This is a genomic window from Alcanivorax sp. 97CO-5, from assembly GCF_000524665.1.
Classification (GTDB): Bacteria; Pseudomonadota; Gammaproteobacteria; order Pseudomonadales; family Alcanivoracaceae; genus Alcanivorax; species Alcanivorax borkumensis.
On sequence record NZ_KI965888.1, the window covers coordinates 138,183 to 159,804 of the forward strand.

15 protein-coding genes are annotated in these 21,622 nt (G+C 55.2%); 7 read left to right on the top strand and 8 right to left on the bottom strand.

Annotated elements, in window-relative coordinates:
* Window positions 1–88 precede the first annotated feature (88 nt).
* Both Y017_RS06680 and Y017_RS06685 read left to right on the top strand, forming a co-directional pair.
* Window positions 89–1,435 carry a Na+/H+ antiporter NhaC family protein gene (locus tag Y017_RS06680; RefSeq protein ID WP_011589976.1) on the top strand — a complete coding sequence of 449 codons (1,347 nt, stop codon included), beginning with the start codon at window positions 89–91 and terminating at the stop codon, window positions 1,433–1,435.
* A 46-nt stretch (window positions 1,436–1,481) separates the two neighbouring features.
* On the top strand, window positions 1,482–2,414 hold the full coding sequence (locus Y017_RS06685) for a DUF808 domain-containing protein (protein ID WP_035459799.1): 933 nt from the start codon (window positions 1,482–1,484) through the stop codon (window positions 2,412–2,414).
* A gap of 45 nt (window positions 2,415–2,459) precedes the next feature.
* On the opposite strand, the gene msrB is transcribed toward Y017_RS06685, so the two are convergent.
* Entirely contained in the window at window positions 2,460–3,521 is a 1,062-nt protein-coding gene (gene msrB / locus Y017_RS06690) for a peptide-methionine (R)-S-oxide reductase MsrB (RefSeq protein ID WP_035459803.1), read from the bottom strand.
* A 146-nt stretch (window positions 3,522–3,667) separates the two neighbouring features.
* On the opposite strand from msrB, the gene Y017_RS06695 reads away from it, so the two are divergent.
* Complete coding sequence (locus Y017_RS06695) at window positions 3,668–4,519, top strand: DNA ligase (RefSeq protein ID WP_035459805.1); 852 nt, start codon at window positions 3,668–3,670, stop codon at window positions 4,517–4,519.
* Window positions 4,520–4,586: 67 nt separating this feature from the next.
* On the opposite strand, the gene Y017_RS06700 is transcribed toward Y017_RS06695, so the two are convergent.
* Together Y017_RS06700 and Y017_RS06705 are read right to left on the bottom strand one after the other, a co-directional pair.
* The gene (locus Y017_RS06700) at window positions 4,587–6,566 is read right to left on the bottom strand and encodes a bifunctional 2',3'-cyclic-nucleotide 2'-phosphodiesterase/3'-nucleotidase (RefSeq protein WP_035459808.1); all 1,980 of its coding nucleotides are present in this window, start codon (window positions 6,564–6,566) and stop codon (window positions 4,587–4,589) included.
* 66 nt (window positions 6,567–6,632) lie between these two features.
* Window positions 6,633–8,519, bottom strand: a complete 1,887-nt coding sequence (locus Y017_RS06705) for a hypothetical protein (protein ID WP_035459817.1) — start codon at window positions 8,517–8,519, stop codon at window positions 6,633–6,635.
* Window positions 8,520–8,765: 246 nt separating this feature from the next.
* Between Y017_RS06705 and Y017_RS06710 the strand changes: the two genes are divergently transcribed.
* Window positions 8,766–10,169: a phospholipase D family protein gene (locus tag Y017_RS06710; RefSeq protein WP_011589970.1), complete on the top strand. Its 1,404-nt coding sequence runs from the start codon at window positions 8,766–8,768 to the stop codon at window positions 10,167–10,169.
* Between the two features lie 66 nt (window positions 10,170–10,235).
* Window positions 10,236–10,679: a thioesterase family protein gene (locus Y017_RS06715; protein WP_035459821.1), complete on the top strand. Its 444-nt coding sequence runs from the start codon at window positions 10,236–10,238 to the stop codon at window positions 10,677–10,679.
* A 101-nt stretch (window positions 10,680–10,780) separates the two neighbouring features.
* Here Y017_RS06715 and Y017_RS06720 read toward each other — a convergent pair whose 3' ends face one another.
* From Y017_RS06720 to Y017_RS06730, 3 genes are all read right to left on the bottom strand, one after another.
* Window positions 10,781–11,623: a MerR family transcriptional regulator gene (locus tag Y017_RS06720; protein ID WP_011589968.1), complete on the bottom strand. Its 843-nt coding sequence runs from the start codon at window positions 11,621–11,623 to the stop codon at window positions 10,781–10,783.
* A 95-nt stretch (window positions 11,624–11,718) separates the two neighbouring features.
* Entirely contained in the window at window positions 11,719–13,464 is a 1,746-nt protein-coding gene (locus Y017_RS06725) for an SDR family oxidoreductase (protein ID WP_035459823.1), read from the bottom strand.
* Window positions 13,464–13,676, bottom strand: coding sequence for a hypothetical protein (locus Y017_RS06730; RefSeq protein WP_011589966.1), 213 nt, complete (start codon window positions 13,674–13,676; stop codon window positions 13,464–13,466). Before Y017_RS06730 ends, Y017_RS06725 begins: the two co-directional genes overlap by 1 nt.
* Window positions 13,677–14,149: 473 nt before the next feature.
* Here Y017_RS06730 and Y017_RS06735 point away from each other — a divergent pair, with 473 nt between their 5' ends.
* Complete coding sequence (locus Y017_RS06735; RefSeq protein ID WP_035459825.1) at window positions 14,150–16,444, top strand: mechanosensitive ion channel domain-containing protein; 2,295 nt, start codon at window positions 14,150–14,152, stop codon at window positions 16,442–16,444.
* 163 nt (window positions 16,445–16,607) lie between these two features.
* Here Y017_RS06735 and Y017_RS06740 read toward each other — a convergent pair whose 3' ends face one another.
* Complete coding sequence (locus Y017_RS06740; RefSeq protein WP_011589964.1) at window positions 16,608–17,450, bottom strand: metal-dependent hydrolase; 843 nt, start codon at window positions 17,448–17,450, stop codon at window positions 16,608–16,610.
* A gap of 87 nt (window positions 17,451–17,537) precedes the next feature.
* Between Y017_RS06740 and Y017_RS06745 the strand changes: the two genes are divergently transcribed.
* A complete protein-coding gene (locus Y017_RS06745) occupies window positions 17,538–18,524 on the top strand; it encodes a hypothetical protein (RefSeq protein WP_035459826.1) in 987 nt (328 codons plus the stop codon).
* A 122-nt stretch (window positions 18,525–18,646) separates the two neighbouring features.
* Here the strand turns inward: Y017_RS06745 and Y017_RS06750 are convergent, their stop codons facing one another.
* Window positions 18,647–21,526: a GGDEF domain-containing phosphodiesterase gene (locus Y017_RS06750; protein WP_011589962.1), complete on the bottom strand. Its 2,880-nt coding sequence runs from the start codon at window positions 21,524–21,526 to the stop codon at window positions 18,647–18,649.
* Window positions 21,527–21,622 lie beyond the last annotated feature (96 nt).

Consider the following 21,622-nt stretch of genomic DNA (forward strand, 5'->3'; position numbering starts at 1 on the left):
ATTTTTTAATGGCACGTTAAGGCGGCTATCGACATGGCCTCGGAAGCTCTACACTGGGTCGATCATTGGTTGATCCGGACGCCCCTACATGGCCAACACACATAACCACGCTGTGCCCTCTGGGCGCGTTTGGCCGCTGCTCCCTTTGTTGTTTTTCCTGGTGGTGTTTCTTGGTAGTGGCTTGTACTACACCGCTGCCGATACTGACTTTGCTTTCTACCAGATAAAGGCGCCAGTGGTGGCCATGGTCGCTATTGTGTTGTCCATGTTGATGGCGCGATTGGCCGGGCAGCGATTAAATACCAGTGTGGAGCGCTTGGTGGCGGGGATCGGCCACCCCAACATTATTCTCATGTGTTTAGTGTTTCTGCTGGCCGGCGCTTTTGCCAGTGTCAGCGTTAGCATTGGCAGTGTGGAGGCCACTGTCCAACTTGGCCTGAGCATTATTCCTTCCCAGTGGGTGCTGCCTGCCCTATTTCTCATCTCTGCTTTTATCGCCACCGCCATGGGTACGTCCATGGGCACCATTGCGGCAACGGCTCCCATTGCGGTCGGCTTTACCGGCGCTACCGGGTTGCCCATGTCACTGGCGTTGGGCGCGGTGGTGGGTGGCGCCATGTTTGGCGATAACCTGTCGATGATCTCCGATACCACCATCGCGGCTACACGTAGCCAGGGTGTGTCGTTGAAGGACAAATTTCGGGTCAACATCTGGATTGCGGTGCCGGCGGCCTTACTGACTCTGGGCTTGCTAATCGTATTGGGCGGTGGTGAGCACCAGGTAGAGAGCAAACCTTTTCAGGTTGCTCTAGTGGTGCCTTACCTGTTGGTGTTTGGTTTGGCACTCAGCGGCCTTAATGTACTGGCGGTACTGATCATCGGTATTGTCGCTGCAGGCGCCACCGGCATCGCGATGATGGACGATTATAATCTGGCCACCATGAACGGCGCGATCTATGAAGGCTTCCAAGGCATGTTCGAGATCATGCTGTTGTCCATGTTGATTGGCGGCTTGTCTCAGCTGATGACCGACCAGGGCGGTACCCGCTGGGTTATTGAGCGCATTCATGGCTTGACGCGCTGGCTTAGGCTGCCGTTGCAACGTGCCGGTGAAATGGGCATTGCCCTGCTGGTGGTGTTTGCGAATGTGTTTGTGGCCAACAATACCGTGGCCATTGTGCTGACTGGGGAGATGGCCCGTGATATTGCCACTGACCATGGTGTGGACTTGCGCCGTTCTGCCAGCATGCTGGATATTTTTTCCTGCGTGGTGCAAGGCTTAATTCCCTATGGGGCGCAAGTGTTGCTGGCCTGCTCCATTGCCAAGCTTTCACCGTTGGCGTTAATCGGTTCTATCCATTATTGCTGGGTTCTGGCCATTGTCGGCATTGTCGCGATCACCATTAACCGGCCTAGGTTGAATTTTGTAAAGTGACAAAAAATTAGACTTCAAAAAAATTTATTTTTTAAGGATAAATAACGTGGCAGGAACAAGTTTACTGATGTTGCTGGATGACATCGCCGCAGTGCTTGATGACGTGTCGGTGATGACCAAGGTGGCAGCCAAGAAAACCGCAGGGGTGCTGGGCGATGACTTGGCGTTAAATGCGGAGCAGGCATCGGGCGTGCGTGCAGAACGCGAGCTTCCTGTGGTGTGGGCCGTGGCTAAAGGTTCCATGCGCAATAAATGTATTCTGGTTCCTTCGGCGTTGTTGATCAGTGCTTTTTTGCCTTGGTTGATCACTCCATTGTTGATGTTAGGTGGCGCTTACCTGTGCTATGAAGGGGTGGAAAAACTAGCGCATAAATTTTTTCATGGAGCAGAAGAATCTCAAGAGCATAAAGAAAGAATTCAAGCCATGATTGACCCGAAAGTGGACTTGGTCTCTTTTGAAAAAAATAAAATTAAAGGGGCTATTCGAACGGACTTTATCTTGTCTGCAGAAATTATTGTTATTGCTTTGGGAACAGTACAGGCTGCGCCTTTTTTACAGCAAATTATGGTGATAAGTCTTATCGCGGGGGCCATGACCATCGGCGTTTATGGATTGGTGGCTGGCATTGTTAAGTTAGACGATGCGGGTTTGTATTTGATTGAATCGGGTAAAGAAAAAAATGAAAAAATTCGGTCTTTTTTAGGAGGGATGCTACTTGGTTTTTCTCCTAAACTAATGAAGTTTTTATCCGTGGCAGGAACGACTGCTATGTTCTTGGTAGGCGGGGGTATTTTGCTTCATGGCTTGCCAATGAGTCACGATACTTTGCATTATATAGACGAACTAATGGTGACCTTTCCCATGGCCGCTGTGCTAAGCGTTTTGATGACCATGCTTGTAAATGTAGTGCTGGGCATTGTCGCTGGCAGCATTGTTTTGTTTGCAGTAAAGGGCGTTAATTTTTTGAGACAAAAATAAGAAAAAATTGGAAAAGCGAGAAAAAATTCTCGCTTTTCATGTGCGCTATTGAAAATAGGAAAGATATTTTCCGTAACCCTTTTGGGTCATTTCCTCCAGAGGAACAAATCGCATTGCGGCAGAGTTCATGCACCATCGCTTGCCTGTAGGTGCTGGGCCGTCATCAAAGACATGGCCCAGATGCGAGTCTGCGTAGCGGCTGCGCACTTCGGTACGAGTGGTGAACAGTGTATTGTCTTCATGAGCGGTGATAAAGGCCTCATCTATAGGTTGGGTAAAGCTCGGCCAGCCTGTGCCAGATTGGTACTTGTCTGTTGAAGAGAAGAGTGGCTCGCCACTGATCACATCCACATAAATGCCTTTTTCTTTGTTATCCCAATAGGGATTGTGAAAAGCGCGTTCGGTGGCGTCTTCACGGGTCACCTTATAGGTAAGTTTTGGTAACGTTTTTTGTAAATCCGAATCACTTGGGCGCTCAAATTTATCTGCTCCCTGCCAGGATTGTGTTACGTCTTTTACAAGCCAAGGGCGGTGATCTGGATCATCCCAGTGCTCTTTTAGAAACTGGTCGCGACCGGATCGATAGCGGTAATACTTGTACTTGAGCGAGTGGGTTTTGTAGTAATCCTGATGGTAATCTTCCGCGGGATAAAACCTATCTAGTTTGGTGATTGCTGTGACGATGGGTTTTTTAAAGGGGCCACGTTCTTCCAGTTCCATCCTTGATGCTTTAGCAGCCTCTTTTTCTTCATCGGTTTGATAAAAAATTTCGCTGCGATACTGGGTGCCCCGGTCCACGAATTGTCCGTTGGCGTCGGTGGGGTCGATATGGCGCCACAACCAGGTCAGTAGGTTGTCGTAGCTAACCACTTTGGGGTCATAGATGACCTTTACGGCTTCGGTGTGCCCGGTGCTGCCAGCGGCTACTTGTTGATAGCTGGGATTGGCGACGTCGCCACCCGCATACCCGCTGATAACTTCGCTAACGCCGTTCAGTTGCTCAAAATCGGACTCGGTACACCAGAAACAGCCACCGGCGAAATAGGCTTCGGCGGCTAGGGATGGTGCGCTGATTATCAGCAACCCCAGTAATGTAATCATTCGCATAAGTGCTTACCTCCTGCCTGTTGGATGCAGCCGGTCGTGATTTGTTGCAAACCGTTATGGCTTACATCACCGGTATGTGTAAACGGACAGGGAGCGGAGCCCGAATCTGTCATGGTACCAGCCTGACATAAACCGGGGGCAATGCCGTGAAGAGCAGGCAAGGGCTGGCGATTATTGGTCTGTGGATAATGGCTGGCTGGTGTTTGGCGCAGGGCCCGGCACTTCAGCTAGCGCAGACATATCAGCAGGGAATGGCCCTGGAGGGGTACTGGGTCAGCGAAAAGCTGGATGGGGTGAGAGCTTACTGGAATGGGGAGCACTTGATCAGTAAAGGGGGGTATGTGATCAATGCCCCGGCTTGGTTTGTGCGCGGTTACCCGAGTACGCCTATGGACGGGGAGCTGTGGATGGGGCACGGGCGTTTTTCGGCTGTTTCTGCAGCGGTGCGGCGGGTGCAGCCCAACGCTGAGGAGTGGCGGCACATTCAATATAAGGTGTTTGATTTGCCGGCCAGTGGTGCGCCATTCTCACAGCGTATTCAACAAATGAAGGCGCTGGCGTCAGCCAGCAATGGCTATACCTTTTCCGTCATAGAGCAGCAGCCGGCCTCAAGTCACGCGGCATTATTGCAGCGGTTAGACAAGGTGATGGCGGCAGGGGGGGAAGGGCTGATGCTGCATCACGGCGATAGCCTGTACCAGGCGGGCCGCAGTGATGCGGTGTTGAAAGTGAAGACCTATCAAGATGCGGAAGCGGTGGTGATTGGCTACACAGCAGGCAAGGGGAAATACCGTGGCATGATGGGGGCGCTGGTGGTTGAAAAGGCGGATGGTCGGCAATTCAAGCTGGGGACCGGCTTTACTGATAAACAGCGCAAGGCACCGCCGCCCTTGGGGGCCACGGTGACTTACAAGTATTTCGGAAAAACGGCTACGGGGCTGCCCCGCTTTGCCCGTTTTCTGCGTATTCGACGCGATGAACCTTTGGCCGAGCCGTAAGGGGGCTGGTGTTATTTCGGGTACAGCGATATTACCCGGCCCACCGTGCGGGGCAGGCCGGGATGCCTCAGGGTTGCAGGTTCAGTTCGTAGATGGCTTCGTTACCACTGTCGTCCAGTAACGTGGCGAGGAAGCTGCCACCCGCTCCGGCAACCGCATCCGCCACAAAATTCTTTGCGCGGTTGGTATTGGGGACCCGGAATACGATTTCCAGATTGCTGGTGTAACCCAGGATGGGTGCGAAGGACCAGTTATTGTCGGCGGTGGGCGTTACCGGGCTGTTGGCCTGAATGTAGTTACCCACTACCTGGCGGTTTTCATCCGGGGATTCAATCACCACATGATCGCCACCCGTGCCGGCGAATTTACCGCCGTGGGCGCGGTAGTCGTTACTGGCAATAAGAAACGTCTGCTCAGGATCAATGGCGGTTCCTTCAAATTGCAGGTCGACAATGCGTGTTCCATCGCTGACTTTGACACAGTCGCCGTTGTAGCGGGCCGGTTTGGTTACATCGATTTGGTAGGTGACGCCGTCGATCACATCGAAGTTGTAGGTGGGGAAGCCAGTGAAATCCACCAGCTCCTGACGGTCAGCCGTATCGGTGATCTGGAAGAACTGCGAGGCGGAACACTCCAGCCATTGTTCCAGCTCGGCACCGGTGACTTTAACCGCCATCAGGCGGTTGTTATACAGGTACAGGTCGGCAATGTTTTTCACTTTCAATTCGCCGGCGGGCACCACGGTGAAACTGCTTTCCTCGGCGCAGACGCCCTTGCGGTCGCAGGCTTTGAACGGCGCCGCAGCAGACAGCACCGGCAGGCCATCCAGCTCGGTGCCGACAATGGCGTCTTCCACATAGGCCTTCTGGGCATCGCTAACAATCTGGATGGAAGGATCATCCTTTACCACGGCCAGGAAGCTGAAAATGTCGTCGGTGGATTCGCCGATCACTTGGTCCATGTACTCCAGTGTGGCGTCGTGGTCGGGTTTGACCAATGCGGTCAGTGCGGCGTCTGCCTCGCTTTCCGGGTTTAGGGCTCGGGCTTCTACCTTGCTGTCCACCACGGCCCAGCTTTCGTCGTCTTCATTGAGTGCCAGAGTCAGGTCGATGATGCCCAGGTGGCTGCCCCAGTAGCCGGGCATCACCGAGGGCACACCCTTGATGGTGCCTTTTTCCAGATCCACGTTGGCGGTTTTGGCAAAGTCTATGGAAGGAAAGGTTAGGTGGCTGTGGCCGAACATGATGGCGTCGATACCCTCCACATCGGCTAGGTACCAGCTGCTGTTTTCTGCCTTGGCGTTTTCCGAATAGGCGGTGGTGTTGATACCGGAATGGGGGATGGCGACGATGATGTCCGCGCCCTCCGCTTTCATCTGTGGGACCAACAGCTCGGCAACGGCCTTGATGTCTTTAGTGCTGACCTTACCCTCCAGGTTCTTCTTGTCCCACTGCATAATCTGTGGCGGTAGAAAGCCGATAAAACCGAGAGTCAGCTCATGAGGATTGCCGTCGCGATCATAAACGGTCTTGGTGATTAGCGTGTACTGGTCAAAGTAGGGGGTGCTGCCGTCGGCGCTAAAAACGTTGGCGCTGATGTAAGGGAAGGCGGCGTCGTTTACGCTCTCGGCGAGGAAGTCCAAGCCATAGTTGAATTCGTGGTTGCCGTAGTTGCCCACGTCGTAGGCCATTTCATTCATGACTTTATAGACCGGGTGCACCTCGCCGCTGGTGAGCCCTTGAGCTTGACGCCAGTCACCCATAGGGCTGCCCTGGATTAAGTCGCCGTTGTCCACCAGCGCGGAGTTACCCGGGTAGGTGATTTCCTCGCGGGCCTGTTTGACCAGCATGGCGGTGCGTACCAGGCCGTGGCCGTTATCCACGCTGTCGCTGTAGTAATTATAGTCCATTACGTTGGCGTGGATGTCGGTGGTTTCCATCAGGCGAAGATCCACCCGTGGGGTGTTGTTATCATCGCCGCCACAGCCACTCAGCAAGGCGCCGCTGGCCAGAGACAGAACCAGCAGGGATCGCAGTGAAGTACTCATGGTGTTTCCTGTGTGTTGAGTTGAAAGAAGGGCGACGCGAACGCCGCTGGTGATGTCTTGGGTGTTTCAGGGGCAGTTACCCATTACCGCGAGATGGCTCACGGATTCTAGGCTGGGTGTGCTCATGTAGAGGTCGCGCACGCCGTCCACCTTGAGGGTCTGGCCGACCATGGCGGGGTTGTTGGCGGGACTGTATTCGGCGCGTTGATCCGCTTCCAATTTCACGTAGAGGGTGGTGCTGCTAACAAGGTCGCCCAGCTCCAGGGCATGGGGGTCGTTAACGCCGCCAATCACTTCGCCAATGACGGTGAGCGGACTGCCTTGGCTGCTGGCGTAGGCATCATTCACCGAGACGGCGCCATTGCTGCCACACGTGCCGCTCGATGCATTGCTGGCCACCCATTGCATGTCGGTGACGTATTCGATGCTCGGTTCGCCCATGTAGACATCACGCTCGCCAGAGACCTGGAGTGTCTCGCCGATCACCTGCGGATTATTCTGCGGGCTAAAGGCACTGCGATACTGACTTTCCAGTTTCACGTAAAGCGTGGCGCTGCCGGCACTGTCCTGGATTTCTAGGGCGTACTCGCCGTTGATGGCTTGGGTGATCACGCCTTCCACCGTCACCGTTGTTCCCGTGGGTTCGGCTAGAGCGTCGCTCACGGATAGAGCATTGCCGTTGCCACCGCCAGTGCTGCCGCCCGGGCCGTCCGGTGCGCCGTAGGCCGCGTAGTCAAAGGTGCTGGCATCCCAGGGGTTATAGCCGCCGGAGGGGGTGTTCCAGGGCTGGCCGTTATCCGGGTCGTCCAACTCTTCGCTGGCCATGGGGGTAGGGGTGGCGGTGCCTGCTGGGTGGGCGCTGGTGTCGAACCGAGTATAGCTTTGCGGTGTAGCAAGCCAGTCGATCAGGTTCATGCTGAGCTGAGCCGCGTTACCGGCATCGGTCCAGCCTGGGTAGGTGCTTTTGGTATTACCGTTATCCTGACGTTTGTATTTTGGGCTGGCATCTTCGATGGGGCTGGAGTCGCCAATAAAAGCGGCTTTGCCCGCCCCGGATTTGGCGATGGCCACATAAGGGCCTTCGGCGGTGCCGCCAAAGTAGAGACCAGAATCCACCGCGTGGCTCCAGCGGCTGGGGCTGTCGCTAGTGGAAAAGTACACTAGCCCCTTGGCTTTGTTGGGGTCGGTGATGGCAAGGGTGGCGCCGCCGGCCATCAGCACAGGGCCTACGCCGGTTGTGAGGCCTTCCACTTGGCTGGCGGGTTCGATACCGCTGGCGCCGCTATGCCAGTCGATGGCGTTGAAGCGGAAACGAATACCGAACTCCTGGGCTAACCAGCCGTTGGCGGTGCCCGGGTTGCGTAGATCGCCGTAGCTGCCGCCTACATTGAACTGGGGCAAGGAGGAACGATTGTAGCCGTTGAATACTTCGGTACTGTCCCAAGTGTTCAGGTTGCGGTCTGCGTTATAGTGGTCGGCAACAAAGAAGATGCCCTTGCCATCGGCGACAAAATCTTCCAGCGCCTGTAATTCCGATTGGGTGAAAGGGCGGTTGCTTTCAGCCAGCACCAATACGTCGGCATGACTAATAGCGCTGTAGGTAATGACCGCTTCATTAGCGTTACTGTTGGCCGTGCTGGGGTTGGTGTAGTCATCGACGAACTGGATAACGCCGTCGCTGTTTTTATCTACCCCGCGATATTCCTGCACGGTATAACCGGCATTGACGAGACTGTCAGCAAAATCGGAAAAGCCGCCGTCGATAACCCAGTCGGCATTGCCTTCCGTACCACCGTGGGAGACATCGAACAGCACCACCTTGCCGTTATTGTTAGCGCCTGGGGATTTAATCGGTGCCGGGTAGTTCCAGTCGTAGGGAGCGGCGCTGACGCTGATGCAGAGCGTGGCGAGAATGGCGGTGACTACGGGTGTTGTGAGGGCGCGTTTTTCCATGTGCGGTCATCCTTACAAGAAAGGGGGACAACAAGGCTGACGCCATAACAAGAAAATGCGGTAAAAAGATCGTGATAGTTTGATGAATCCGAATGAATGTATGGCAGGGTTGGCACTCAGAATAGATTTTATATTCTTGTCATCAGAAGGTCATGATGGGAGCGGAGAGGACGGCGGCATGCATACCGGTTTGCGGATTAACGAGCAACCACTATGGCCAATGCATTGGTCAAAAGGTGAAGGAAAATGAGCCGAGCAACATCAGGCTCCGCACTTACACCGGTATCGTCTTTTTCTCTGGTGGCAGATAGCGATCAGGCTTTTACGCTGCGTGTTACTTTGGCACGTTTGGCCACTCGCACACTGGATATGCAGTATTACATCTGGGATGACGACACGACCGGAAAGCTGCTCATCTACCGAGTGTTGGAGGCAGCGCGGCGGGGCGTGAGGGTGCGCATGTTGTTGGATCATGCCAATCAGCTGGGCCGGGATGTGAAGTGGGCGGTGCTGGATGCGCACCCAAATATTGAGGTGCGCCTGTTCAATCCGTTCAAGGGGCGCTACAAGCATTTTCTGCAATGGCTCTACTATGCTCCGCGATTAAATCACCGCATGCATAACAAAGCTTGGATTATGGACGGCGAACGAGCGTTGGTGGGTGGGCGTAATGTTGCGGATCACTATTTCGGCGTAAACCCATCCACTAATTTCCGTGATCTGGATCTGTATGCCCATGGCGCCATCGTGGCCGACACGCAAATGGCTTTTGATGCCTTTTGGGATAGCCCGTTAGCGGTGTCTATGAAAAGTTACCGTCATCGCACGGAGGCGACAGCGGATCGGGCCTGGCGTTGGTTGGGGCGCTGGCGCACTTCATTGCAAGGCTACCCTTACCTCTTTCCCCAGCATGAAGCATTTTTCACCGATTACTTGGCAAAACAAGAGCAGCAATGTGTGCAGGCTCCGGCAGCGTTGCTGTTTGATAGCCCGGATAAGGCCAGTGGTGCGAAGCAGACGTTGATGGGAGAGCAACTGGCGCGTTTGCTGGGCAGGCAAGACAATCGGGAGTTATTGATGGAGGCCAGTTATTTTATTCCCGGTGATGCTTTTGTTGAGGCGCTGGGAGGGTTCCAGCAGCGCGGCGGACGCGCGGCGGTGCTGACTAACAGTTTGGCCACTAATGATGTGATTGCCGCTCATGGTGCTTATGCGCGTTACCGTGCAGCACTGTTGGCTGCAGGGGTTGAGCTGCATGAATTACAGCCCAATGCCCGGGCACTGCACCGGCAGGTGCGGTTGTTCAAAGGGCGCTCCCAGGCGAGCCTGCATACCAAAGCGATGGTGTTGGATCGACGCGAAGTGTTTGTCGGTTCTTTCAACATCGATCCGCGCTCGGTGCATTTGAATACCGAAATGGGATACTACGTAGTGTCCGCTGAACTGGGGCAGCAGGTGGCGGCATTTATCGAAGAAGGGTTAGCGCCGGAAAACAGTTACCGTCTTGAAAAGCAGGAAGGCGAATTATTGTGGGGCGCGGATGGATATGACGGTAAGCCGGTCTTGTATTCCCGTGAACCCAAGGCCACCGTTTGGCGACGCATGCTGGCATGGTTATTGTCGTTATTGCCGATTGAGCGGATGTTGTAATCACAGTCGTGCTTTGGCCATGCCATGCGTCTATGTCGACGCGAAAAGAATGAAAAAAGGAAAATCATGACCCAACCGTTCTGTTTTCGTTTTCGGGTGCGCTACAACGAATGCGATGCTCAGCAAGTGGTGTTTAACGCCCGTTATGGCGATTACGTGGATATCGCCATGACTGAATTCATGCGCGCGTTGGGCTGTGATTACCGCCAGTTGCTGGCGGCGGGGCTGGATAACCAGGTGGTGAAATTGACCACCCAATGGCGGTCGCCGGCACGCTTTGACGATGTGTTGGATGTGTTTGTTTCACTTACCCATATGGGCACCACCTCGTTCTCGCTACAGGCGGATATCCGCCATGCGGACGATGGCCGTGCCATTGCCCATTCAGAAGCGGTGTATGTGATGATGACCACTGAGCCGTTCGAGAAGACAGCGGTGCCGGATGAGCTACGCGAACTGTTGCGGGCGGGCGCGCCAGGCGTCGTGATCGACCAGAGCGGCCGAGGCTGAACGCTTGGGTTCCGGCAGAGCGGGTGTGTGCGGCTTAGCCGCCAAAGACGTCAAGTGCGACCTTGCCTTTGGCGGTACCTGAGGTTAGCGCGGCCAGCGCGTTATTTTTCTTCTATGTGGGCTAGCACGTTGGCAAGGCGGTCAACGAGAATTTTGTTGATGCTTTTTTCCAGCACCCGGCCGAGTTCGTCGCTAACGACGGCATCTGCCAGTGGGCGGATACGGGTAATAAAATCGGCCAGTTTGGGTACGTCTTCGCCTTCGGGAAGGGCTTCGTCGCCGTACTTTTCATCCACCATGTGATGGATGATCATGCCGATAAAACGCTCCGCCAACTTGTCTACTTCTTTGCGCACTAGGCTTACATGGGTGAGCACTGCATCCAGCGGTACGCCCGCTTGGTTGAGCTCTTTACCCGCGTTGTAGACGCGTGGATAGGGCAGACGTAGGCGCATGCCTTCGGGGATGATATAGCCGAGTTTGACGGCCTTGGTCATTACTTCTGGTGTGATGTCTTCGCCGAAGTCGTCCAGCAGGTCCTGATAGTCCAAGTAGGAGGGGACGCTGGGAGTCTGCCAAGTGGTGACTGCTACTTCCAATCCAAGGATGTCATTGAGCTCGCGACCTTGTTCCCAGGCGCTGAGTAGATCGCGGATATTGTTGAGTGTGTAGCCGCGATCCAGCAAGGCGCCGATGATCTTCAGGCGCGCCAAATGCACATCGGTATAAATACCGGTGCGGCCGCGCTTTTCCGGGGGCGGCAGAATGCCGCGATCCTGGTAGGCGCGCACGTTACGCACCGTCGAGCCGGCTTCGAGCGCCAGTTCGTCGATGGTAAATTCTTTGTGGTCTCCGGCGTCTGCCGGTGCCTGTTGCTCAGCCGGTTGAGTGTATTTCCTCAGGCTGCGCAAAATAGCTGCGGGGTTACGGTCACTGGATTTCATGCTGGGATGATAGCCCCCTTTTTGCAGCGGGGCCACAGCCCGCAGTGGTTGCGAGGTGCACCGCTGCTTCCTACGGAGGCATGGATGCGCCCAGCTCAGGGGGTGAATTCTACCTGAGCCAGATTACGGGCCAGCGAGGGTGTGAAGCGCCCCAGCCATTGCATACCCAGAGCTTCTGGGCTGACGGGAACTACCGCGCGGTTTTTCTCTACCGCCTCGACGATGGCCTGCGCGACCCGGTCGGGAGTAAAGGCACGACGTTGGTAAAGTTTCTCAGCGTTTTTCTGGCGGCGGCTTTGTTCGTCATCGTCGACGCCTACAAAGCGGGTGTTGCGGGTGATTGGGGTATTGATGATGCCCGGACAAATGGCGCTGACGCCGATGTTGTGTTCGCCCATTTCTGCTCGCAGACACTCGCTGAACATTAACACTGCGCTCTTGCTGGTGGCATAGGCCGGCAACATGCGCGAAGGCATAAAAGCGGCGGCAGAGGCTATGTTGACGATATGCCCGGCGCGCCCTTGGTCGATCATCTGGCGGGCGAATAGCCGGCTACCATGAATCACGCCCCACAGGTTGACCCCTAGCACCTGCTGCCAATCTTTAACGCTGGTGTCGAGCAACGAGCCGGACAGGCCGATGCCGGCATTGTTGACGACGATATCCGGGGCACCTAATTCCTTTTCTACCCAAGTCGCCAGCGCTTCCATGGAGCGGGTGTTGCTGACATCGCATTTGCGGCTCAGGGCTTCGCCGCCTTCAGCGGTAATGGTGCGGGCGGTGGCGGCGGCCGCTTCGCTGTTGATGTCGGTGCACACCACTAGAGCGCCACGGCGGGCGAAAGCTAAGGCCGTTTCCCGGCCGATACCGGAACCGGCACCGGTGATGATCACCCGTTTACCGCTGTCTGGCCCGGTTGGGTGGCCTGTGGTGACTTTACTGCGTTGCAGCGGCCCGGCGGCAGGGGCGCCTTCGATGTGGTGAATGAATTCTCGAACCCAGTTGGCAGTTACATCCGGGTGCTGCAAGAGCGGGCCCCAGTGGCCACAATCCAGCTCGCGGCGCCAAAGTTGCTCGGTCCATTGTGGTAGATCTTCGAGCATGGCTGGGCGTACATAGTTGTCTTCGCGGGCAACGATTAGCTGTACCGGTACTTTGGTGTAACGCTCACGGGGTTTGAGCAGGCAGGGCAGCATGTTGGCGCGGTACAGTTCAATCCCGTGGGTGCCATCCTGCAGTTGGGTGACGCTAGCTTCACTGTAAAGGTTCTCGGTGCGCCGCAGTACCTGTGGCCAGACCTTCGCTAACCCGGCTTTCCACAGTGCCGGGGCTAACACCGGTAACTGAAAGGCGCCGATATACCAAGAGTGGGCGAGTTGGTTGAGCACGGCGCCAATTTTTTGCTCGCGCAGCCGGGCATTCATCCATTGCCCCACATGGTCGAGGCAAGGACCAGACAGGGTCGTATAGGACGCGATACGGTGCTCAGCGTTGGGCTCGGTGACCGATTCCCACGTTTGAACGGAGCCCCAGTCGTGCCCCACCAGATGGACTTTTTCATCGGGGCAAACTGCATCCATAACCGCATGCAGGTCGCCACGCAGCTGGGACAGCTTATAGGCCGCGCGGTTCTTGGGGGTGGAGGAGTTACCGGCGCCGCGCACATCGTAGGCGACCACTTTAAAATCTCGGCTGAGCCGTTCCGCCACTTTTTCCCAGACATGGCTGGCGTCCGGGTAGCCGTGTACCAGCACCACGGTGGGGCTTTTGTCGGGACTCCAGGTCCGCACGGCCAAGTCTATGCCATTACGGCTCACTTTACTGTCGCGCCACTGCACCATCAGGCTGCTTCCTCTTGCTTGTCGCTGTTGTTGTGGTTGTTTGTATCTAACCGGTGGGCCGCGATGGCAGTTAGCCAGCGGGGCCCATGATCGTCCACCAGTAGCAATGCGCTGTAGGCTACGTTGTCGGTGCCGTCGCTCAGCGTTGGCCCTTCACCAATACGGTCGCCTTCATGCCGTGCTTGAGGCTGTTTGTTTACGGTAGCCCGCACAAACGGCTATGCAATGGCGCCAAGGGCGCATTGGCTGTGCCGTTGGGGGGTGGCCTTGGCAATGTAGCCAGAGCGAACCGCAGCGCAGTCTATAACTCGGGCCGATACCATAACGCTGGGTGGCCGATCTGTAAGCCTTTGTTGGCTTGCTCCAAAGTATGGATATAAGGAGCTAAAGCCTGAGCGTCAGGGCTCCAGAATGCGTTCCTTAACGCTGCCACTGAGTGGTATTGATCGTTACTCAATGAATAACCAAACCCGATAGTTACAGTGAATAATGTCACGGTCAACCTAAGGGATTGGCACTTCCTCGCCGCCGGTGGTTCGCTAGGGCCAATTCGCAATTGATAAATCACGTAATTCCTTGCCGTAATCTTCACATTGTCCACGCTCTTGATTGTTAGGGTGGGCGCCTGAATGACCATCGAATGAATGTATTTTGCTCGGCGTTAGCCGGGGTAAGGAGATCAGTGATGAGCCATCACCCCCAGCTTTTACGGGGCCTGACAGCCTGTCTTTCTCTTATTCTTCTGCTATTTACGGCCGCTGCGCCTGCGCAGGAGCCGGTCGCGAAAGCCAATCAATACGGTGAGCTGGCGGACCTGCTGGAGGATGACGCCAGCCGCCAGCTGTTGATCGACCAACTGCGCGATTTACAGGAAGGGGCGGTATCAGCGCCTATCGGGGTGGAGGATGATGCGCGGGCCGCAGAGATCGCCGATAAGGCCCCCAGTGGGCAAACCGCAGAGCAGGTCTCACTGGCCCGGCGGATGGCATCGGTTACCGGCAGTTTGGCGGGTGATATGGGCCGGCAGTTTGTGGCGTTAGGCGCCTTGGTTACGGGATGGTTTGGCGCCGACGCTGAGCCTGCTGGTGCGCCAGCAGCCTCCTCATCGTTGGATATGAAAACGGCGAGCGCGGCGCTATTGAATCTGGTGATTCTGGCGGTTGTCACGTTTGTTGTGTTTTGGGCATTACGGGCACTGGCCAGCTCGATCTTTGCGCGTCTTAGTCACTGGGCCGGTGCTGGTCCAGCGAAGCTGGCTATTTTACGCACCACGGCGGCGGTAGCGTTGGCAATTCTTGTGGATGGGGTTGTGGTGGTTTTGGCTTATCTGGCCGGTACCTTTGTGACGCCGTTATTGAGCGAACAGCTGGGGGCGGATGCCACCCGATTGGCGCTGTTTTTGAATGCGTTTTTATTGGTGGAACTCGCTAAAGCGGGGCTGCGAGTGTTTTTCTCCTCGCGCTATGAAGGCCTGCGGTTGTTGCCGGTAGCGCAGCAGCAGGCTCGCTACTGCAATCGTTTTCTTGCCCGTGAGGCCGGGCTGATTGGCTATGGTTTGCTGGTGCTAGTGCCGATGTTGAATTTCAATTTTTCTCCTGTATTGGGTAGCGCTGTTAGCACGGTGGTTATGCTGGTGGCGTTGATTTATGCAGCCACCGTCATTTTGCGTAAACGCACGGTGCTGCGTGATGCGTTGAAGCAACGGGCGAGCGCCAGAACCGGGGTGGTGCGTTTAATGTGGCTGGTATTGGCGCGTAGCTGGCATTGGCTGGCACTTACGTACGCCTTGCTGGTATTTGCCGTTACGGTACTGAACCCCGAAACCGCCTTGCCCTATGTGGCGCTAGCAACACTGGAGACGCTGGTGTTTGTGGGGCTGGGCTTGCTGGGGTCTGTTGCATTAGGGCAATTGATCGGCAAGGAAATACAGCTTCCCGAGGGGCTGAAAGCCAGCATGCCGCATCTGCAAGATCGGGTGAACATTTATGTTCCCACTGGGCTGAAAGTGATCCGTGCGCTGATATTGGCGTTGGTGATTGTGATGTCGCTGGATGCTTGGGCCTTATATGACTTGGGTGCTTGGTATGCCACGACAACCGGCACCCAGGCGGTTTCGGCCCTGGTCGATATTCTGATTATTCTGGCGTTGGCCGCGGCGGTGTGGGTTGTGTTGGCTAGCCTGGTGGAACATAAATTCTGCCCTGATGAAAACAGCACCCCAGCTCAGGCCGCCCGTGGTGAAACCCTACTTGGCCTGTTCCATACTACGTTGGCCATTACCATTATTATCATGACGGTGATGATTGTGCTTTCCGAAGTGGGTGTGGATATCGGGCCGCTGATTGCCGGTGCCGGTGTGCTCGGCCTGGCCGTTGGCTTCGGCGCACAGAAGCTGGTTCAGGATGTGATTACTGGGGTGTTTATCCAATTGGAAAATGCCATGAACACGGGGGATTTCGTTGGTGTTGGTGCTCACTCCGGCACCGTGGAGCGTGTGGGTATTCGGTCGGTGGCGTTGCGTGACCTGTATGGTACTTACCACATAGTGCCGTTTTCCTCGGTGGATGCGGTGTCTAATTACACCCGTGAATTCGGTAATCATGTGGGTGAATATGGCATTGCTTATCGCGAGAGCATCGACGATGCCATCGTGCAGCTGGAGGCTGCGTTTGAAGCGTTGAAGGACGGCGAGCACAGGAAGGATATTCTGGCTCCGCTGGAAGTGGCTGGGGTGTCGGCCTTAGCGGACAGTTCGGTGAATATCCGTGCGGTGATTAAAACCACGCCGGGCAACCAGTGGGCTGTGGGGCGTGCCTTCAATCGGCTAGTGAAGATCTACTTCGACAAAGCGGGCATTGAAATTCCGTTCCCGCACACCACGCTGTATTTCGGTGAAGACCGGGACGGCAGCGCCCCGGCGGCAAACGTTCGCCTCGCTGATGATCGGGTTGTTTCCACCCAAGTTGGCAATGGGGGGTAAATCTCCGTGTTCCACAAAAACGCCGGTGATCGAGCCGGCGCTTTCTTAGGTGAAAATTTGAGGTTGTAACGTGGCATCGGTGGAATCAAATCAAAAAAAAGGCCGGCAAAAATGCCGACCCTGAAAATCACCGGAAAAGGGAGAGCACGGTGAAGTAAAACGGTTATGCCGCGTCCTTGAGACGGTCGCCAAGCAGGGCTTTGAAGTTTTTCAGGTGTTCGCGGTTGTCGTGGTCCCAAGGGTGAAAGCCGGGTTTGAACCAATCAAACCAAGGTTTGGTGATGTTCAGGAAAACCCCTTTGCGGCCCCAAGTGTGTTTGGCCACCGCTCGCCAGCCCTTCAGGTCGGTCAGGCCACCCTTGATGCGTACATTGTGTAAATAAAAGGGGGTGAACAGGGTAAAGAACGCGGCGGTAGACAATACCAGAGTGCTGCTGCGCAGGGCGTAGGCGCCAAGATTGCTGTCTTCGCCGATAACGGTACGGTATACATCGAAGGCCACGGCCTTGTGTTCGGTTTCCTCTAGAGCGTGCCAATACCAGATGGCCTTATAGTCTTCGTCTGAGCCATCCATGATTTCCGGTAGGTCTAGCAGGCCGCCGCCAAGAATGGCGGTCAGGTGTTCCAGAGATACGGTGATGGCTAATTGAATGGCCTCTGGGCTGTATTGCTGAACCACGCCAAGTAGCTTGGCAACAATGGCCTCTTGGGCATGCAAGGGAACGCCCGCCTGGGCAACGAAGTCATTGTACTCTTCGTGCTCACGGCCGTGGATGGCTTCCTGACCGATAAAGGCGGTTACGGCCTTTTTCAGTTCTGGATCGGTAATCTGGTCGCGATAATTGCGGACGCTGTTGATAAAGAAGCGTTCACCGACCGGGAAGAACAGGCTCATGGTGTTGAGGAACTGGCTAATATTCAGACCGTCCCGGTGCCAGGTCAGCGCCTTGGCCGGGTTCAGGTTGAATTTTAAATTTCGTCGAATAGGTAGAATCGAGGTCGACATTATACATTCCTCCGCAACTGTTACATCACTGAATGATACAATTGATGTGCGTATCATCAAGAACTTTCTTCATAGGGAAGGTAAAAAATGGCGAGCAATAAACAAGAAGTGGCGAATCGTTTACTGGATGGGCTGATTGGTTATCTATTGGCGCGCCTCTCGCCGGGGCATCTGGATTCGTTGATCGTTGATGAGCTGGATTACATTCTTGAGAAAGCGGCAAGCTACTCCTTGAATCAGTGGGTACAGGCTGAGCAGGTGTTTGCTACGGCGCAGAAGTACGCGGTGAAGATGGATATCAGTGGTGCGATTCCCGAGCTGGTGGGCGATATGGTGGAGCAATTCTATGACCACGCTATCCAGAGCGAACGCATTGTGGAAGAAGTTATCGATGAGGCCGTGGTGATGGCTCTGTTCGATAAGGTGCTGGAAATCCCATTGTCTCGGGAAGGGATGGCTTGGCTGGGGCGCAACCCGGTGTTGCTGGCGCTGCTGGCGGGGGGGGCCCAGCTGGGAATCAAGACGCTGTTGCATCAGGGCTTACCTAGCCCCTTTCGCGGCCAGTTGAGCAAACGATTACCGGAGCGCTGGCTGGCCAGCCTAGAGATCCGCTTGCAGGAATGGTTGCTGCGCCGTACGGAGCAATTATTGAGTGACCCTTATTTGTACTGTGACGAGAACGTAGCTGAACTGCGTGAGCTGGTGAAGGTGGCCTGGCAGGATTTTGGGCAACGCCCGGTGGCGGACGTGAAAGAGCTGGTGAGCAGTGAGGATATTCAAGAGCTGTTCGTGATCGTGTTCGAGTATTGGCGGGAGCTTCGCCACACAGATTACTTCAATGTCATGTTGGAATCCGGGGTGCAGGCGTTTTTTGATAAATACGGTGATACCAGCCTGACGGGCTTGCTTGATGAATTGGGTGTGACCCGCGAGCTGATGTTGGATGATGCTCGTCGCTTCCTGCCGCCGGTGATGGCTAAGCTGCAGGAAGAAGGCTTGCTAGAGGCATGGTTGCGTCGCCATCTGGAAGGGTATTTTCAGGCGGAGGATACGCTGGAGATGCTTAAGGGTTAGTGCGTGGATACGCGCCGCAATCAGCTTAAGGAGCCTCAGCAACGCTATTTCATGCTCAGCCTTGCCGCTGGTTCGTTGCCCTTGGCCAAGGTAACGACGGTGGTGCCGTGAGTCAGCGATTCTCAATGATCAATGGCGTCCCTATACGCTTGGGTGTGCAGTAATTCTAGTAACTCAGATTCCGGTACGGGTCGGCTTATCAGGTAGCCCTGGATGCTGTCACAATGCATGTCTCGCAGAATGCTCAGGTGATCTGCGGTTTCCACCCCTTCGGCGATTACGTTCATTTTCAGGCTATGGGCCATGTCGATGATGGCGCGGGTAATGGCGGCATCGTCCGGGTTCTTGTCTAGCTCCATGATAAATGAGCGATCAATTTTCAAGGTATCTACCGGGAAACGCTTCAGGTAGCTGAGCGAGGAGTAGCCAGTGCCGAAGTCGTCCAGGGCTAACTCAACACCCCGGCTGCGCAATTGCTGGAGCAGTTCGATGTTCTGCTCCATGTCTTCCATGATTAGGCTCTCGGTGAGTTCTAATTCCAACAGGTGCGGGGACAGTTCCGTGGTGGATAGGACTCGATCGATGGTTTCCGCTACGTTTCCTTTGCGGAACTGGTGAGCAGAAAGGTTTACTGAGACGCAGATCTCGCCGAGGCCTTGTTTCTGCCACTTGTGTGCTTGGCGACAGGAGCGTTCCAGTACGAGCTCACCAATGGCAGAGATCAACCCGGTTTCTTCGGCAAGCGGTATAAAGTCTGCCGGTGGAAGCAGGCCCATGGTGGGGTGCTGCCAACGCACTAGGGCTTCCACCGAGGTAATTCGATTGCTGGCCAGGTTCATTTTGGGTTGGTAGTGCACCACGAATTCGTTCTTGAAAATGGCCTTGCGCAGGCTAGTTTCCAAGGCCAGTTGTTCTACTGAGGCCACGCGCATGTTGCTGCGGTAAAATTGGAAATTATTGCCGCCGCTACGTTTGGCCTGATACACCGCCATGTCGGACTGGTTGATCATGCTCTGCGCTTCTTTGGCGGTATCCGGGAATATGCTGATACCGATGCTTGCGCCCAAAAGTAGTTCGTGACCGTCAATCAGGAACGGCTTTTTCATGGCATTGATAAGCTGTTGGCACTGCTGACTAATGCTGCCTTCGCTGCCATGATTCTCTAATAATAGGGTGAATTCATCGCCGCCGACCCGAGCCAAGGACTCTTGCCCGCCGGCATGTTGGGCCATGCGTTCGGCGGCTGCTTTTAGCAGACGATCGCCGATTTCATGCCCTAGGGATTCGTTAATGGGCTTGAAACGGTCTAGGTCGATCATTAACAGGGCGACCTTTTGGCGGTTCAGGCGGGCAAGGGTTAGTGACTTGTGTAGATGCTCGCGGAACTGGGTGCGGTTGGCTAGGCCGGTGAGGCGGTCATAGTTGGAGAGAAACTGTAGTTGTTGCTCGGTTTCCTTACGCGCGGTCAGGTCAGACATCATCCCCACATAGCGGATTACCCGTTTCTGCTCGTCTCGCACCGCGCTCATCTGTAGCCATTCCGGATATATTTCGCCGTTACGGCGGCGTTCGTTGATTTCCCCTTCCCAGAAGCCGTTATCGAGCAGGGCGGCGGTAATCTCCAGATAGATTTCCCGGTTCGCCTGGGCGCCTTCTTCTTCCAAGATACGGCGGCCGATAAGCAGAGACTCGGTATAGCCGGTGATCTGCTCGAAGCGGGTGTTTACGGCAAGGAAACGGAATTTATGATCAAGAATGAAAATGCCTTCTGGGGCGTTTTCAAACACGGTTGCGGCTAACCGTTGTTGTTCCTGGGCCTGGCGATCTTCGGTGATATCACGACGCGTGCCGATCATGCGTATGGCGCGACCGCTTTCGCTGCGGGACACCACTCGACCTTCGTCCTCAATCCAGCGCCAGCTGCCGTCTGCGTGGCGCAATCTATAAACCGCGTGGTAGCGGGGGTCTTCACCCTTGAAGTGCGAAACCATGGCTTGGCGGATTCGAGCCAGGTCATCCGGATGAACCAAGGTATCCAAGTCGCCGAAGAAGTTTTTGAAGTAGGCGCTGTCGTATCCTAGCAGGCGGTCGAAATTAGTGTGGTGATTGAGTCCGGTATCCAGCATCCAATCCCACAGGCCGATGTTGCTGGCTTCCAAGGCTAGCTCTAGTCGTTCGCTGGTCGCCGCCAAGGCGGTGTTGGTTTCGCCTAAGGCTCGGGTGCGTTCCTGCACCATGCTTTCTAGTCGATCGTTGGTGTCTTGTAATCGCTGGCGAGCGTCTTTGCGATCGTAAATCTCTTGAGCCAGTTTCTCGTTCAGAGCTTCAGCGTCGCTGCGTGCGCGGTTCAGGTAATCAATCAGTGAGCGGTTGTTGGCTTGCAACATCATGGCTTTGTGGCCGGTGTGATTGATGCGACGGGCGGCGACCAGGAAGAACAACCCCAGCAGGGACATCAGTAGGACCAGTGCCAATTGACTGTGTTGCTGGGTTTCCGATAGGCGAGCCACTGCTGGGCCGAGCAGCATGATCAAATACAAAAACACGGTGGGGAAATGGCTACTGTAGGCGACCAGCGCCGTGGTGCTTAGGCCTAAGCCCAGACAAATTAATACCAGTTGTGCGCCTAGCATTGGCGGGCTGAATAGGCTATCCAAAGGGTTGAACAGGTAGCCGGCCAAACCGATCAATAAGGGCGAGGCGAGAGCGAGGGCTGAGAGCATACGCCTGAACAAGGGCAGGGCTTCTTGGCCATCTAGTTGGCGACGGTAATAGGACAGAATAAATAAACGGGCAATCTGTACCACGGCAATGATGCCAAACCAGGTTAGCACGGTTGGCTGGGACACGGGGCTGTGCCAGTAAACCCACGCCAGGATAATGACGGCGGCACTTTCCAACAGCAACAGTTCGGCGATGCCGCTTAGCAGCAATTGGCATTGCTCATTAAGCACACCATTAAACTGGGGTGCTGGCTGGAATGATGGGGGCTGTAATGACACCGTTTACGTTTCCTCTGGCTTAAGAGCCGAGTGTTTTTGTTTCCAGTTTACCCACAGGTTGGGGGCGAGGGAAACCGACTTTCTTGGGAGAGAGGA